Below are 15,000 nucleotides of genomic sequence, written 5' to 3'. Positions count from 1 at the left end.
TCTTCTTCACTGCCTGCATCAGCGCAAGCGCTCGACGGCGATCGCGGTCGCCTCGCCGCCGCCGATGCAGACCGCCGCCACGCCGCGTTCCAGGTCGTACTGCTGCAGGGCGTTGAGCAGGGTCACGACGATCCGCGCGCCGGACGCGCCGATCGGATGGCCCAGCGCACAGGCGCCGCCGTGGACGTTGAGGTGCTCGTGGGACAGGTCGAGGTCGCGCATTGCCGCCATGCCGACCACGGCGAAGGCTTCGTTGACCTCGAACAGGTCGACCTCGCCCAGCGACCAGCCGGTACGCTGCATCAGGCGCTTCACCGCACCGACCGGCGCGGTGGGGAACAGGTTCGGCGCGTCGGCGAACGAAGCATGCCCACGAATCGCCGCCAACGGCGCGAGCCCGCGTCGCTCGGCCTCGGAAAGGCGCATCAGGACCAGCGCGGCGGCGCCGTCGGAAATCGAACTGGAGTTGGCCGCGGTTACCGTGCCGCCTTCGCGGAACGCCGGCTTCAGGGTCGGGATCTTGTCCAGCCGGGCCTTCGGCGGCTGCTCGTCGCTATCCACCAGGCGCTCGGTCTTGCCGGCGGTGACCGTCAGCGGCACGATCTCGGCCTGGAAGCGCCCGTCGCGCATGGCTTGCTGCGCGCGGGTCAGCGAGGCCACGGCGAACTCGTCCTGTGCTTCGCGGGTGAAGCCGTAGGCCTCGGCGCAGTCCTCGGCGAAGGTGCCCATCAGGCGGCCCTTGTCGTAGGCGTCTTCGAGGCCGTCGAGGAACATGTGGTCGAGCACCTTGCCGTGGCCCATGCGGTAGCCGCTACGGGCGCGCTCCAGCAGGTAGGGCGCGTTGGACATGCTTTCCATGCCCCCGGCCAGCGCGACCCCGGCGCTGCCGGCGAGCAACGTGTCGTGGGCGAGCATCAGCGCCTTCATGCCCGAGCCACACATCTTGTTCAGCGTCGAGCACGGCGTGCCGCGCGCCAGCCCGGCGCCAAGCACCGCCTGGCGCGCCGGCGCCTGGCCCTGGCCGGCGGCGAGCACGCAGCCGAGCACGGCCTCGTCCACTTCGTCGGCTTGCAGGCGCGCCCGCTCCACCGCGGCGCGCACCGCCGCGGCGCCGAGGGTAGCGGCGTTGACGTCCTTGAAGTCGCCGAGGAAGCCGCCCATCGGGGTGCGGACGGCGCTGACGATGACGATCGGATCTTCGCGGGTCATGGAATCTTCCTCCTGTATTAGCGGGCGGCCATGCGGATGGCGCCGTCGAGGCGAATCACTTCGCCGTTGAGCATGCTGTTCTCGATGATCTGCCGGACCAGCGCGGCGTATTCGTCCGGACGCCCCAGGCGCGGCGGGAACGGCACGCTGGCGCCGAGGGAGTCGCGCACCTCCTGGGGCATGCCGGCCATCATCGGTGTCTCGAAGATGCCCGGGGCGATGGTCATCACTCGGATGCCGAAGCGCGCCAGCTCGCGGGCGATGGGCAGGGTCATGCCGACCACCCCGCTCTTCGAGGCGGAATAGGCGGCCTGGCCGATCTGCCCGTCGAACGCCGCCACCGAGGCGGTATTGACGATCACCCCGCGCTCGCCGCCCTCGTCCGGCTGGCCCTGGGACATGGCCTCGGCGGCCAGGCGCAGCATGTTGAAGCTGCCCACCAGGTTGATGTCGATGACCCGGCGGAAACTCTCCAGGGCATGGATGCCATTGCGTCCGAGGACCTTCTCGGCCGGCGCCACGCCCGCGCAATTGGCCAGGCCATGGAGGCCGCCGAAGGCCTCCAGTGCAGTGGCCACGGCCTGGCGGCCGTCGGCCTCGCTGGCGATGTCGGCCCTGACGAAGCGCGCCTGGGCGCCAAGCTCGGCGGCCTTGGCCGCGCCGGCCTCGGCGTTGATGTCGGCCAGCACCACCTTGCCGCCCTGCTCCACCAGCATCTTCGCGGTGGCGGCGCCGAGCCCGGAGCTACCGCCGGTGACCAGGAACACTCGATTTTCGATACGCACGTCGTTTTCTCCTGCTGAATCAGTTCGCGGCGGCCGCCCGTGGGGCCGCCTCGCGTTGCCGGGCGATCTCCTGGTTGCGCAGGAGAAAGCGCTGGATCTTGCCGCTGGGGGTCTTCGGCAGTTCCTCGAGGAACTCGATCTCCCGCGGGTAGGCGTGCGCCGACAGGCGCTGGCGCACGTATCGCTGCAGTTCGTCCGCCAGTTCCGGCGTCGGCCGGTGGCCGGCGCAGAGCACGACGAAGGCCTTGACCAGTTCGGTGCGCTCCGGGTCGGGCTTGCCGATCACCGCCGCCTCCATCACTGCCGGGTGTTCGATCAGCGCGCTCTCCACATCGAACGGGCCGACCCGGTAGCCAGAGGTGGTAATGACGTCGTCGGCGCGGCCGACGAAGCTGATGCTGCCGTCTTCGTTGAGTTCGACGGTATCGCCGCTCAGGTAGTAGTCGCCGACGAAGGCTGCGGTTTCCAGGCCCTGGTAGCCGGGGAACCACATCAGCGGCGAACGCCGCCGGTCGAGGGCGAGGATGCCCGGCTGGCCGGGCGGCAGTTCGTTGAGATCGTCGTCCAGCACTACCACCCGGTGCCCGGGACAGGCGAATCCGGCGGCGCCGACCCGCACCGGATGCGCCAGGGCATGGTGGTTGCACAGCACCATGCCCAGCTCGGTCTGCCCGTAATGGTCGTGGATGGTGGTGCCGAGCCTGTCGGCGAACCAGCGGATCACCTCCGGCGTCAACGGCTCGCCGGCGCTGCTGACCGCGCGCAGGCGCCCCTTCAGCGCAGTTTCCGCGGCCGCGCCGGCGGCCATCAGCAGGCGATAGGCGGTGGGCGATCCGGCGAGGTTGGTGATGCCGTAGTCACGGATGATCCGGCAGGTGCTTTCCACGCTGAACGGCCCTTCGTAGAAGGTGGTCGGATGGCCCATGGCGAGGGGACCGGCGACAGCGTAGTAGAGGCCGTAGGCCCAGCCCGGATCGGCGAGGTTCCAGAAGGCGTCCTCGGGGCGCAGGTCCACCGCCTCGCGCAGGTAGCCGACGAAGGCGAGGATCGCCTTGAGCGGCACCGGCACCGGTTTGGCCAGGCCGGTGGTGCCGGAGGTGAACATCATCAGGAACGGATCCTCGCCGCTGCGCGGAACCGGCTCGAATTCGGCCGGATAGCGCTCCAGCTCGGCCCAGAAGCTGAAATCGCCGCGACGGATGCCCTGCCCCTTCGGTCCGCCGACGGTGACGGCCAGAGGCGGATCGGCGAGTTCGTCGAGCTTGTCGCGGTTGGCCGCATCGGTGACCAGCACCTTGCTGCCGGCGGTCGCCACGCGGTGTTCGATGGCCTTCGGGCCGAAGGCGGTGAACAGCGGCTGGTACACCGCGCCCAGGCGCCAGGCGCCGAGGATGGTGACCAGCAGCTCGGGCGTGCGCGGCAACAGGCCGGCGACGCAATCGCCCGGGCGTACGCCCTGGGCCTGGAGGAAATTGGCGAAACGTCCGGAGAGCGCTTTCAGCTCGCTGAAGGTATAGCTGGCGCGACTGCCATCCTTGCCCTCCCAGAACAACGCGATCCGACCCGGCAGGGCATGCCGGTCGCAGCATTCGACGCAGGCGTTGAGCGCCTGGAGCGTGCCGGAAAGCGTGGCGGCGGCGGTCCGCTGCAAGTCGAACCCGGCGGCAGTGGTGGCGTAGTCGCGCATTGCAGGACTCCTCGGCTTGTTTTTGTATGGAGTAGCCGGAATCTTCACGCCGTGGCTGGCGCGGGGCAATGTCGAAAGGCTTCAATCTGCCTGAGCGGTTTGGACAATCCGGGCTGGCTGCCTGTCCCCCCGAACCGTTCGCGACATACCGCGGATGATGCTGCGCGGCATTCGCCCTATCGACGGCCGAGCGTTTCGGACAAGACGCCTGACGACTCGGCCGACGCGGTTTCCGCCGCGACCTGCGCCCGGTACTGCCCGGGGGTCAAGCCGGTCCACTTCTTGAACGCCTTGTGGAACGCGCTGCCATCGGCGAAGCCCAGCTCCAGCGCCAGTTCGGCGAAATTCGCCGCGCCGGCGTCCAGCCGCGCGATGGCCAGGTCGCGGCGGACCTGGTCCTTCAGCGCCTGGTAGCTCTGCCCTTCCAGGGACAGCTTGCGGCGCAGGGTCGAGGGCGCCATGAAGAAATGCCCGGCGAGCGCGTCCGCGTCCGGCCAGCGTCCCGGCCGCAGGCTGCGCAGGTAGGCCTTGATCCGCGCCGCCAGGCTCTGCGGATCGCGATAGCGGACCAGGATGTTGGCCGGCGCGCCGAGCAGGAAGCGCCGCAGCTCCCGCTTGTCGCGGCGGACCGGCAGAGCCAGGCAGTCGGCATTGAACAGCAGGCGGCTGAGGGGACGGGAGAAACGCAGGTTGTCGCTGAACATCACCCGGTAGTCCTCGATGTAGTCCGGCTGCGGACAGCGCAGGTCGATGGCCAGGATCGGGATGCGCCGGCCGACCAGCCAGCAGGCCAGGCCATGGGTGATCATCCACAGGGTGAAGTAGGACAGCGCTCGCCCGTACCGGCCCGGCGCCTCGTCGAGGACGATTTCCGCCAGGCCGCCGCGGCGCTGCAGGCGCGGCTGGAAGTCGTCGAACTGCAGGCAGAGGAATCGCAGGATGCCGGTCAGCGCCGGTTCCAGGGTCTGCTCGTGGATCGCGCAGCGGCTCATGAAAGCGAAGCTGCCACTCTTCAGGCGCCGCGCGTCCATGCCGAAGAACTCGTCGTCCATGCGCCGAGCCAGATCCAGCCAGAGCCGCGAATAGGCGTGCGAGGTGACCCGCGCGTAGGGTTTGCCGAGCAACTGCGGATCGATACCGGCGGCCTGGAGGACCTCCCCCTCCTCGCCGCCCTGCCGGCGCCACTCCACCAGCGCCTCGCCGACCAGGCGCACCGAGATGGTGCCCTTGGTGCTCGCCTGAGTCTCGCCGTCGTTCTTCACCCGTCCCTCTCGCCTCGCTGCGCGCCGCCCGCCACCTTAGCGCAGGAGCGGGGCGCGGCTCCATCCTCTCAATCGCGCCCCTGGCGCAGCGCGAGTAGGCGAATCTCTTCGATGCTGATCTCGCGCATGCGGAACTTCTGGATCTTGCCGGTAACGGTCATCGGGAACTCGTCGACGAACCTGAAGTGGCGCGGGATCTTGAAGTGAGCGATACGCGCCTTGCAGAACGCCCGCAACTGTTCGTCATCGGCGTGGTGGCCCGGATGCAGCTTGATCCAGGCGACGATTTCCTCGCCATAGCGCTCGTCGGGGATGCCGATCACCTGCACGTCGGCCACCGCCGGGTGAGTGAAGAAGAACTCCTCCAGTTCGCGCGGATAGATGTTCTCGCCGCCGCGGATGATCATGTCCTTGCTGCGCCCGACGATCCGCACGTAGCCGTCGTCGTCCATCACCGCCAGGTCGCCGGTGTGCATCCAGCGCGCCGGGTCGATGGCCTCGGCGGTGGCCTGGGGGTCGTTCCAGTAGCCGAGCATCACGCTGTAGCCGCGGGTGCACAGCTCGCCGATCTCGCCGCGCGGCACCACCCTGCCCGTCTGGTCGACGATCTTGCTCTCCAGCCTCGGCTGGGTGCGTCCGACAGTGGTCACGCGCAGCTCCAGGCCATCGTCCGGACCGGTCTGCAGCGACACCGGGCTGGTCTCGGTCATGCCGTAGGCGATCTGCACCTCGGCCATGTGCATGTCGCCAATGACCCGCCGCATCACCTCGATCGGGCAGGTGGCGCCGGCCATGATTCCGGTGCGCAGGCTGGAAAGGTCGAATTCGCGGCGGCGCGGATGATCCAGCTCGGCGATGAACATGGTCGGTACCCCGTACAGCGCGGTGGCGCGCTCCTCGGCCACGGCCAGCAGGGTCGCCTCGGCGTCGAAGCTGGGCGCCGGGTAGATCATGGTCGAGCCGTGGGTGACGCAGCCGAGGTTGCCCATCACCATGCCGAAGCAGTGATACAGCGGCACCGGGATCACCAGGCGGTCTTCCGCGCCGAGTCCGAGGCTTTCGCCGACCATGTAGCCGTTGTTGAGGATGTTGTAGTGGCTGAGGGTGGCGCCCTTGGGGAAGCCCGTGGTACCGGAGGTGTACTGGATGTTGATCGGCTCGTCGAACTGCAGCGAGGCCTGGCGCTGGCGCAGTTCCTCGGCGCCTACCGCGGCGGCCAGCCCCGGCAGGCCCTGCCAGTGCAGGAAGCCCGCCGGCGCCCGCTCGGCCAGGCTGATCACGCCGCGCAGCTCCGGCAGGCGCTCGCTGGCCAGTTCGCCCGGACGCGCCCGCGCCAGCTCCGGCAGCAGGTCGCCGAGCATCGCGTGGTAGTCGCTGGTCTTGAAGGCGTCGGCGCAGATCAGCCAGCTGCAACCGGACTGCTTGAGAGCGTATTCCAGCTCGCTGCTGCGGTATGCCGGGTTGATGTTCACCAGGACCGCACCGACCTTGGCGCTGGCGAACTGGGTAATGCACCATTCGGCGCAGTTCGGCGCCCAGATCCCCAGGCGCTCGCCGGGGCGCAGGCCCAGGGCGATGAAGGCGCGGGCGTAGGTATCGACCCGCTCCGCCAGTTGCCGCCAGCTGTAGCGCAGGCGTTGATGCCGCACCACCAGCGCCTCGCGCTCGGCATGATGCGCGACGGTGGCATCGAAGGCGTCGCCGACGGTGGTCGCCAGCAAGGCGACATCCTGGCGACCCGAGGTATAGCTCGGCTGATTCATGGCTTTCCCTTGTTGTGGTTGTTCTGGGAATGTCGCTGAACCGTCGTCCTGCGCCGCCAGGGCGCTACGACGGACACCGGCGAGCGGTGTCGGTGAAGTCGAAGAGCATGTTTACGTTAACGTAAAGGTAAACGCAAGAGGCTTGTCCGCCCAGGGCCGTCGGCTCCGGCGCGGCCCAACGGAACGGCGTAGAATGGGCGGTTTTTCACAGGAGCACAGCATGACCCCGGAAATCGCCATCGGCCTGGTGACGGCCCTCGGCCTCGGTGCGCTGGTCGGTCTCGAGCGGCAATGGCGACAACGCTCTTCCGGCATGGCCACCCACGCGATGGTCGCACTCGGTGCGGCCAGCTTCTCGATCCTGCCGCTGTTGCTCGACAACGAGGTCAGCGTGACCCGCATGGCGGCCCAGGTAGTCAGCGGCATCGGTTTTCTCGGCGCCGGCGTGATCATGCGCGACGGCCTCAGCGTACGCGGCCTGAGCACTGCGGCGAGCATCTGGAGCACCGGCGCGATCGGCGTACTGGCCGGCAGCGGTTTCATCCTGGCGGCCTGCATGACGACCGCGCTGATCGTCATCGCCAACCTGTTCCTGCCCGCTCTCGGCCGGGTGGTGGACCGCCACACCTCGGGCGAGGCCGAGCAGGAGCGCTTCTACCAGATCAGCGTGTCCTGCGAGGCGCGCAACGAAGCGCTGGTGCGCATGCAGTTGCTGCAACGCATGGGCGACAACCGCCTGAACCTGCAGAGCTTGGAAAGCCACGCGCTGAAAGGCAGCGGCAACGTAGAAGTGAACGCCGTGGTGTTCACCCTGCACAAGGAGGATTCGCTGGTGGAACAGATGGTCGGCGAGCTGTGCCTGGCACCGCAGGTCACCGCCGCCAGTTGGGTGATGAATCCCGCCGCGGAATGAACCGGCGAATTTAGGTTGCCCATTCTAGACGCTTCGCCGCAGGCTTTTCCCACCTCCAGACAAGAACAAGCCGGAGTGAACCACACCACCACTGCCTGTTTCGTGGACGGGGCGAGCCGCCCCGCGGGGAGGAGTCATGCGCTTGCGTTGTTTCTTGCGAGGTTGCCGCTGGGACGAAGGTAGCCTGGTCACGGTAGGCCCCGACCTGATGCTGCGCCAACGTTGCCGGCGTTGCGGCGCCCAGCGCTATCTCAGCGTCGAGGCACCGCCCGAGGAAGCCTGAGCGACGCCGGTCGCGTCCAGGCGTCGAGCGGCTGGCCCTTCAGCGCAGGACCAGGCTGGCCCGGGTGCGCAGGTAGCTCTGCCGGTAGACCACGCTGTTGGCCGGACTGGCGGTATATACCAGGGAGTACATCGCGCGCTGTCCCAGGGCCATCGCCACGATCTGGGTCAGCAGCACCTCGTTGCCCTGGCTGATCCGGCAGTGGGTCTCCAGCGATGCCAGGCCGCCGAGGTTCGAGCGGATCGGCGTGGTGCAGCGCGAGCCCAGCCCGGCCTTGCGGTAGCCCGATTGGACGACATCGAAGACACTCTGGAACTGGCCGTCGATCTCCACCGACTCCTCTTCCATCATCTTCAGGCTGAGCAACTCGATGCTGGCTTCCTTCTCGCCTCCCGGCCCGAGCTTGGTCGCCAGTTGCCGGGAGCCCAGTTGCTCCACGTCGCGGGCCTCGGGTGGGATGCTCTCGGTGATCACCTGCCAGCCGGCCGGCCAGTCGACCTCGGGCTGATAGCCACTGCTGGCGCAACCCGCCACAAGCCCCGCCACTACCACCAGCGCCAAGCCGGACGCCTTGCTTCTCATAGCATTTCCTTACTCGCAAAACCCATCGGAGGGAAAGGTCGGACCTGTCGCCATGGCGCCGTCCGCGCAGTCTCCGAGCCCATGGCGACAACGTTCCCAGCTTACCGGAGAGACGGCGAGCGCCAAGGCGCAAGCCTGAACAAGCTAGCCGACTTGGCGAGGAACGCACAAATTTCATCGGCTGGCGTACAGGTATGGGACATCGGTACCAATAGCGAAGTCGCGCAATCCGTCAGTTTTTTTTGAATTTTTGCCATTGGAAAAAGTCTGTTCAGCGCAGCGTTTTTCCAAGTCCCATCCGGCCCGCAAGGAGAACCCATGGCTGAACCCCAGGACAAGTACACCCGGCGCACAGGTAGGACCTGGGCGGACGACCAGGCGACCTACAACCGTCTGCGCGAAGAAGCCGACGCCGCTCGCCAAAAGCTGCGCGAAAGCGGCTACAGCGGCGCCGAGTACGACCAGTTGCGTCAAGCCGCCTTCGATCTCAACCGCAAGGCCAACCAGTACTGGGAGCAGATGCTCAGCGACCTGCGCCAGGAAGACTGATCAGCGCCACGCCGGGAGACTGCCGCTCTCGGCCCGCACACCCCCTCCACTCTTTGCGTGCTCCTGGCGTCGGCTCATTCGGGCGCATCCGGGTATTGCACCTCGTCCAGCAGGCGAAACCCCACGCTGTCGGCGTCCAGCGCGCCGAGCAGCTCGATCTGTCGATCGATGTCCTGGTTGATATTGGCCAACTGGCCGATGAAGGCATTGGCCGCCTGGCGGGTGCCAGGGTCGGAGCTGCGCGACAGCTCGAAGCCGAGCTGGGTCAGGGCGGCAGCCAAGTGAGCGAGATTGCGCACACTCAACGAGTGCAACTGGCGGGAAACGGCCTGTTCATCCTGAACGGTGGGAGGGACATCCATGAGTCAGATCCTTCGACTGGCACAATGTGACATTCGTCACAGAGATTAACCGAAGCCCCGCAGAACATCCATGCCAGCTATTTCCCTTCGTCGGCTCTGGCCCGGCCCCTGCGTCGTCCTCAAGTTGTCAGATCCGCTGTCGATACTCTGCGAGCCGGAACACGCGCCACGCCCGCCTCGCCGGGCCACAGGGACGTCCTCGGCTGCCTCGTCGCAGCCTGCGTGCCGGTCCAACCTGGCAATCCATCGAGGCGTTCCATGCTGCAACAATCCCTACGTGCGCAAATCCTTGTCCTGCTCGGCGGCAGCCTGGCGGCGCTGCTACTCATAGCCCTGGCCTGCTTCGGCTCGCTGACCGGCGACGTACGCGCCTACCGCGAGCTGCTCGGCGGCCCCGTGCGGGCGGCGCAACTGATCGACGAGGCCAACCTGCAATTCCGCGGCCAGGTCCAGGAATGGAAGAACGTCCTGCTGCGCGGACGCCAGGCAGAGGCCCAGACGAAATACTGGAGCCAGTTCGAAGCCCAGGAACGAGCGGTGCAGGACATCCTCGGGCGCCTGGGCAGCGTGGCCGAAGGCGAGTTGAAGGATCGTGTCGAGCGCCTGCGCGAAGAGCACCGGCGACTCGGTACGGCTTACCGACAAGGCAGGCAACGGTTCCTCGAGGCGGGCGCCGACCCCATCGCCGGCGACCTGGCGGTGACCGGCATCGACCGCGCCACCACCGCGCAGATGCAGGCCTTGCGTGACGAACTGCACCAGGCCAGTGATCTCCGTTCCGCCGCCATCAGCGCGGAGGCCCGGCGCACCATGCTGCTCGGCAGCCTGGTGCTGATCGGCGCCAGCCTGGCCGTCGCCCTGCTCAGCCTGTGGCTGGTCAATCGCAACCTGGTCCGTCCGGTGCAACGCCTGATCGAGCACATCGCCCAGCTCAGCCATGGCGACTTCGGCGAGCGCATCGAGATCCGGCGCAAGGACGAACTCGGCAAGCTGGCCCTGGCCGCCAACACGCTGCGCGACTTCCTGGTGGACATCTTCGAGCGGCTGCGGCGCAGTACCCGCGACCTGGACAGCGCCAGCGGCTCACTGAACGCGATCGCCAGCCTGATGGCGGCCGGTACCCGCGAGCAGTTCAGCCGCACCGACCAGGTCGCCACGGCGATGCAGGAAATGTCCGCCACCGCCCAGGAAGTGGCGCGCTACGCCGGCGACGCGGCCAAGGCCGCCGACGAGGCGGACGATTCCGCCCAGCGCGGCGAAGACGTGATGGAAGAAACGATTCGCAGCATCGGCGAGATGCGCAAGGAGATCGACCATACGGTGGAGGTCATCCGCCAATTGGAAAGCGATAGCGGCAGGATCGGCAAGGTCCTCGACGTGATCCGCGGCATTGCCGAGCAGACCAACCTGCTCGCCCTCAACGCGGCCATCGAAGCCGCCCGCGCCGGCGATGCCGGCCGTGGCTTCGCGGTGGTCGCCGACGAGGTCCGCACCCTGGCGCAGCGCACCGCCGAGTCCATCGCCGAGATCCACCAGATCATCGATACCGTGCAGAACGGCGCGGTGAATGCCGCGCGCGCCATCGAAAGCGGGCAGTCGCGCAGCGAGGCCGGTGCCGAGCAGGTTGCCAACGCCGGCGCCATGCTGCGCCAGATCACCGCCTCGGTCGAATCGATCCGCGACATGAACCGCCAGATCGCTACCGCCGCCGAGGAACAGACCGCCGTGGCCGAGGACATTTCCCGCAACCTCACGGAAATCGCCTCGATCGCCTCCAGCAACCAGGAACAGGTGGAGCAGACCGAAGCCGCCAGCCGTGATCTCCACAACCTCTCCGCGCAACTGGGCGATGCCCTGCAACGCCTGCGGGCCTGACCTGGGGTAAGAAAAGGACTTCCACGAGGTAGGGCGGACAAGCGCAACACGGTTATCCGCCACTCCAACGGGGCCTGGCGGATAGCGCCTATGGCGCTACCCGCCCTGGCCCGCTCAGTCGAGAGCGTTGTCCAGCACTTCGTAGATCAGCCCGGTCGCCACCGCCACCAGCAGCAGGTCGGTGCCGGCCTGCATCCACTCGTAGCCGTCGTAGTGCGGCAGCCGGCCTAGCAGGCGGCCGTCGAGTTTCTTGGCGATGCCGGGCGGCAGTGGCTTGCCGCGCACCAGGTTCTTCTGGATGCCGGGCGGCAGGGCCGGCCCCGGGTTCCAGTAGCCGCGGTTGTCGCCGAGGATCACCCGTACCCCGCCGACGTCGATACGCGGTCCCGAGTCCCAGTTGCCGCCGCCGTTGCCCTTCTGGCCGGCGCCGCCGCCCTTGTTGCCGGGGCCGCCATGGTTGTCGTGGCCACCCTGGTTGCCTTTGTTGCCCTTGTTACCCTTTCCGCCGTCCATCTGGTTACCGTGCGGGTTACCCTTGCCATTGCCCGGGTCGGCCAGGACGGCAGGCGTACCGCCGAGCAGAGACAGGCTCACGACCAGCGCGAGCACAGAACGAGTGTTGAACATGATGATGTTCTCTCCATGCGGGGACGAACCCTCGATAGCTTAGAACCGTTTCGCCTGTTTGATTCAGCGCCACCGATTGCGCCCCCAGGGAATGTCCGGAGTAGAGCTTGGTCGGGCCTATCGAATCGGCTATGCTGCCGCTCCCCGCAAGCGACCACCCGCACTCCCCGATGACCTGGCTGCCCACTCCGCCATAGCCATGCCTGCCCCTTCCGGCAACGGTCCGAGCGACCGCGGCCAGCGTTCGTTCGCCTGAACGCCTGTCGTCATCCCTTGTTTTTTCAATGCCATCCCACGGCCCGCACCGTCGACCGACGGCACGGGCCGCGCCTCGTCCCTGGATATCCCGATGCTACAGACGCTGAAACAGAACTGGTTCTCCAATATTCGCGGCGACCTGCTCGCCGGCCTGGTCGTCGCCCTGGCGCTGATCCCCGAGGCCATCGCCTTCTCCATCATCGCCGGGGTCGACCCGAAGATCGGCCTGTACGCCTCCTTCAGCATGGCGGTGGTGATCGCCTTCGCCGGCGGCCGTCCGGGAATGATCTCCGCCGCTACCGGCGCCATGGCGCTGCTGATGGTCAACCTGGTGAAGGACCACGGCCTGCAATACCTGCTGGCGGCGACCCTGCTCTGCGGCGTGCTGCAGATACTCGCCGGCTACCTGCGCCTGGGCTCGCTGATGCGCTTCGTCTCGCGCTCGGTGGTGACCGGTTTCGTCAATGCCCTGGCGATCCTCATCTTCATGGCCCAGCTACCCGAACTCACCGATGTCGGCTGGCCGGTCTACGCGATGACCGCCGCGGGCCTGGCGATCGTCTACGGCTTCCCGCACCTGCCCCGGATCGGCCGGCTGCTGCCCTCTCCGCTGGTATGCATCCTGGTCCTCACCGGCATATCCATCTACCTGGGCCTCGACATCCGCACCGTCGGCGACATGGGTCAGTTGCCCGACAGCCTGCCGCTGTTCCTCTGGCCGGACGTGCCGCTGAACCTCGACACCCTGCTGATCGTCCTGCCCTACTCCGCCGCCCTGGCTGTGGTCGGCCTTCTGGAGTCGCTGATGACCGCCACCATCGTCGACGAGATGACCGACACCGGCAGCGACAAGAACCGCGAATGCAAGGGCCAGGGGCTGGCGAACATAGCCACCGGCCTGCTCGGCGGCATGGCTGGCAGCGCGATGATCGGCCAGTCGGTGATCAATGTTAAATCCGGCGGGCGCAGCCGGCTCTCGACCCTGGTGGCCGGCGTCACGCTGCTGCTGATGGTGGTGTTCCTCAGCGACTGGGTCGGGCGGATTCCCATGGCGGCCCTGGTGGCGGTGATGATCATGGTGTCCATCGGCACCTTCCGCTGGGAGTCGATCCGCAACCTGAAGCGCTACCCGCTATCGACCAACCTGGTCATGCTGGTGACGGTCGGCGTGGTCCTCGCCACCCACAACCTGGCCTTCGGCGTGGTCGCCGGCGTTCTTCTGGCCTCGCTGTTCTTCGCCAACAAGATCGGGCACTACCTCGATATCGACAGCGAACGCTCCGCCGACGGCACCCGCCGCCACTACCAGGTGAGCGGGCAGGTGTTCTTCGCGTCGTCCGGCAGGTTCGTCGCTGCCTTCGACCTGAAAGAGACGCTGGAGCATGTGCTCATCGACCTGCGCCACGCCCACCTGTGGGACGTCACCGCCGTCGCGGCACTGGACAAGGTAGTCCTGGGCTTTCGCCAGCGCGGCGTGCAGGCCGACGTGCTGGGCCTGAACGCCGCCAGCGCGACCCTGGTCGATCGCTTCGGCGCCTACGACAAGCCGGGCGCCGTGGACATTCTCTCCGATCACTGAAACGCCCGTTCAACGGCCGAGACTGGCGACGATGAATACTCGGCGGAACGGGAACAGCGTTCGTCCATCCAGTTCCCGTGGATAGTGACGGTGCAGCAGTTCCAGGTAACGGTCGAGGAAGCGCCGACGCGCCTCCTCGTCCAGTTCGCCGAGCACCGGACGCAAGGCGGAGACCTTGATCCAATCGAAGATCGGGTCGTTGCCGTCCACCACTTGCAGGTACTCGGTCTCCCAGATGTCCAGCTCCGCCGTCAGCGGTGCCAGTAGCCGGTAGTAGTTGTCCAGCGACAGCACATTGCGCCGATGCAGCCGGTAGCGCAACGCGGGGCTGCCCAGCGATGCACCGCCGGGGCCCGCACTGTCCAGCGCATCGAGCATCAGGCGATACCAGGAAGCATCGCGCCAGTTCGGCATGTGCGCCGCCAGGCAGCCTCCCGGAGCCAGTTGCCCCAGCAGGCGTGGCAGCAGCTTGCCGTGATCTTCGAGAAAGTGCAGTACCGCCGCTGCGAACAGCAGGCTGGCAGGGCGCTCGGCGCACCAGTGGCGCAGGTTGGCGCGTTCCCAACTGGCCTTGATCGGCAAGCGCGCGGCCTCCTCGAGCATCTCCACGGAGCTGTCCACGCCGTGCAGTTCGGCCAGCGGCCAGCGGCGGGCGAGCAATTCGGTGGCGATGCCGGTTCCGCAGCCAAGATCGTAGATCCGTTCCGGACAGCACAGCTCGATATTGTCCAGCAACTCGACCACCGGCCGCTGGCGCAATCGGGCGAACTGCATGTAGGCGGAAGGGTTCCAACGCGCCTCTAGATCCGCACGATCTCGGAGAAGGTCATGCACCATGGGCAACCTCCTGCTCCGCGGCGAGTTGGCACCCCAGGCTGCGCAAACTACCCAGCACGAGAGCCAGCCCGCGCCGGGTATCGGCGTCGCGCAACAACCGCAGCAGGTCTTTCAGGCTTGGCGGCTGCTCTCGGAGCAGCTCCGCCTTGGCCACGCGTACCGCGTTACCGACTGACCAACCGACACTGGTGACCTGCTCGAAGAGCTGCGCCAGCCTGTCCACCATGGCCGGGTCCAGCAGATCGACGATATCCGAAAGCAGTGACAGCAGATCCACCAGGTTGTCCAGGCGGTGGCCCTCGATCAGCGGCTGCAACTTGACGGCCAGGGCCTGGAGACTCTCGCGGGTCTGCTCGGGAAACAGGGTGGTATCGGCCTGCGCCTGCGACGCGTATGGCTGCTGATGGCTATCCATGTCGGCTCCTCCCC

The 15,000-nt window shown here is 67.3% G+C and carries 15 protein-coding genes; 5 read left to right on the top strand and 10 right to left on the bottom strand.

Going from position 1 to position 15,000, the window contains the following annotated elements:
* Positions 1–18 precede the first annotated feature (18 nt).
* The 5 genes from HMPREF2581_RS29100 to HMPREF2581_RS29080 all read right to left on the bottom strand — a co-directional run bounded on the left by HMPREF2581_RS29100 (position 19) and on the right by HMPREF2581_RS29080 (position 6,706).
* On the bottom strand, positions 19–1,209 hold the full coding sequence (locus HMPREF2581_RS29100; RefSeq protein ID WP_003139052.1) for an acetyl-CoA C-acyltransferase: 1,191 nt from the start codon (positions 1,207–1,209) through the stop codon (positions 19–21).
* 17 nt (positions 1,210–1,226) lie between these two features.
* Entirely contained in the window at positions 1,227–1,994 is a 768-nt protein-coding gene (locus HMPREF2581_RS29095) for a 3-hydroxyacyl-CoA dehydrogenase (RefSeq protein ID WP_003090005.1), read from the bottom strand.
* 19 nt (positions 1,995–2,013) lie between these two features.
* The gene (locus HMPREF2581_RS29090; protein ID WP_003139051.1) at positions 2,014–3,681 is read right to left on the bottom strand and encodes an acyl-CoA synthetase; all 1,668 of its coding nucleotides are present in this window, start codon (positions 3,679–3,681) and stop codon (positions 2,014–2,016) included.
* Positions 3,682–3,857: 176 nt separating this feature from the next.
* Positions 3,858–4,943: an AraC family transcriptional regulator gene (locus HMPREF2581_RS29085; protein ID WP_003139049.1), complete on the bottom strand. Its 1,086-nt coding sequence runs from the start codon at positions 4,941–4,943 to the stop codon at positions 3,858–3,860.
* A gap of 68 nt (positions 4,944–5,011) precedes the next feature.
* Positions 5,012–6,706 carry an AMP-binding protein gene (locus tag HMPREF2581_RS29080; RefSeq protein WP_003139047.1) on the bottom strand — a complete coding sequence of 565 codons (1,695 nt, stop codon included), beginning with the start codon at positions 6,704–6,706 and terminating at the stop codon, positions 5,012–5,014.
* Positions 6,707–6,926: 220 nt separating this feature from the next.
* On the opposite strand from HMPREF2581_RS29080, the gene HMPREF2581_RS29075 reads away from it, so the two are divergent.
* Together HMPREF2581_RS29075 and HMPREF2581_RS33240 are read left to right on the top strand one after the other, a co-directional pair.
* Complete coding sequence (locus HMPREF2581_RS29075; protein ID WP_003102512.1) at positions 6,927–7,619, top strand: MgtC/SapB family protein; 693 nt, start codon at positions 6,927–6,929, stop codon at positions 7,617–7,619.
* A gap of 136 nt (positions 7,620–7,755) precedes the next feature.
* The gene (locus tag HMPREF2581_RS33240; protein ID WP_011666632.1) at positions 7,756–7,902 is read left to right on the top strand and encodes a PSPA7_2676 family Cys-rich small protein; all 147 of its coding nucleotides are present in this window, start codon (positions 7,756–7,758) and stop codon (positions 7,900–7,902) included.
* 39 nt (positions 7,903–7,941) lie between these two features.
* On the opposite strand, the gene HMPREF2581_RS29070 is transcribed toward HMPREF2581_RS33240, so the two are convergent.
* Positions 7,942–8,484: a DUF4946 domain-containing protein gene (locus HMPREF2581_RS29070; protein ID WP_003139045.1), complete on the bottom strand. Its 543-nt coding sequence runs from the start codon at positions 8,482–8,484 to the stop codon at positions 7,942–7,944.
* Positions 8,485–8,802: 318 nt separating this feature from the next.
* Here HMPREF2581_RS29070 and srfA point away from each other — a divergent pair, with 318 nt between their 5' ends.
* Positions 8,803–9,033, top strand: coding sequence for a stress response facilitator SrfA (gene srfA, locus HMPREF2581_RS29065; RefSeq protein WP_003090022.1), 231 nt, complete (start codon positions 8,803–8,805; stop codon positions 9,031–9,033).
* A 74-nt stretch (positions 9,034–9,107) separates the two neighbouring features.
* On the opposite strand, the gene HMPREF2581_RS29060 is transcribed toward srfA, so the two are convergent.
* Positions 9,108–9,395 carry a type 4 pili assembly inhibitor PlzR gene (locus HMPREF2581_RS29060; protein WP_003090024.1) on the bottom strand — a complete coding sequence of 96 codons (288 nt, stop codon included), beginning with the start codon at positions 9,393–9,395 and terminating at the stop codon, positions 9,108–9,110.
* A 258-nt stretch (positions 9,396–9,653) separates the two neighbouring features.
* Here HMPREF2581_RS29060 and ctpH point away from each other — a divergent pair, with 258 nt between their 5' ends.
* Positions 9,654–11,270: a methyl-accepting chemotaxis protein CtpH gene (gene ctpH, locus HMPREF2581_RS29055; RefSeq protein ID WP_016254204.1), complete on the top strand. Its 1,617-nt coding sequence runs from the start codon at positions 9,654–9,656 to the stop codon at positions 11,268–11,270.
* A gap of 114 nt (positions 11,271–11,384) precedes the next feature.
* Here the strand turns inward: ctpH and HMPREF2581_RS29050 are convergent, their stop codons facing one another.
* On the bottom strand, positions 11,385–11,897 hold the full coding sequence (locus HMPREF2581_RS29050; RefSeq protein ID WP_003139043.1) for an anti-virulence regulator CigR family protein: 513 nt from the start codon (positions 11,895–11,897) through the stop codon (positions 11,385–11,387).
* 349 nt (positions 11,898–12,246) lie between these two features.
* Here HMPREF2581_RS29050 and HMPREF2581_RS29045 point away from each other — a divergent pair, with 349 nt between their 5' ends.
* The gene (locus HMPREF2581_RS29045; protein ID WP_003139042.1) at positions 12,247–13,734 is read left to right on the top strand and encodes a SulP family inorganic anion transporter; all 1,488 of its coding nucleotides are present in this window, start codon (positions 12,247–12,249) and stop codon (positions 13,732–13,734) included.
* Positions 13,735–13,743: 9 nt separating this feature from the next.
* Here HMPREF2581_RS29045 and HMPREF2581_RS29040 read toward each other — a convergent pair whose 3' ends face one another.
* Positions 13,744–14,571, bottom strand: a complete 828-nt coding sequence (locus tag HMPREF2581_RS29040; protein ID WP_003139041.1) for a class I SAM-dependent methyltransferase — start codon at positions 14,569–14,571, stop codon at positions 13,744–13,746.
* Positions 14,561–14,986, bottom strand: coding sequence for a DUF1641 domain-containing protein (locus HMPREF2581_RS29035; RefSeq protein ID WP_003090035.1), 426 nt, complete (start codon positions 14,984–14,986; stop codon positions 14,561–14,563). Before HMPREF2581_RS29035 ends, HMPREF2581_RS29040 begins: the two co-directional genes overlap by 11 nt.
* Positions 14,987–15,000: the final 14 nt, after the last annotated feature.

The sequence above is a fragment of the Pseudomonas sp. HMSC057H01 genome (genome assembly GCF_001836405.1).
Taxonomy (GTDB): domain Bacteria; phylum Pseudomonadota; class Gammaproteobacteria; order Pseudomonadales; family Pseudomonadaceae; genus Pseudomonas; species Pseudomonas aeruginosa.
This window is presented reverse-complemented; position numbering and strand designations above follow the sequence as displayed.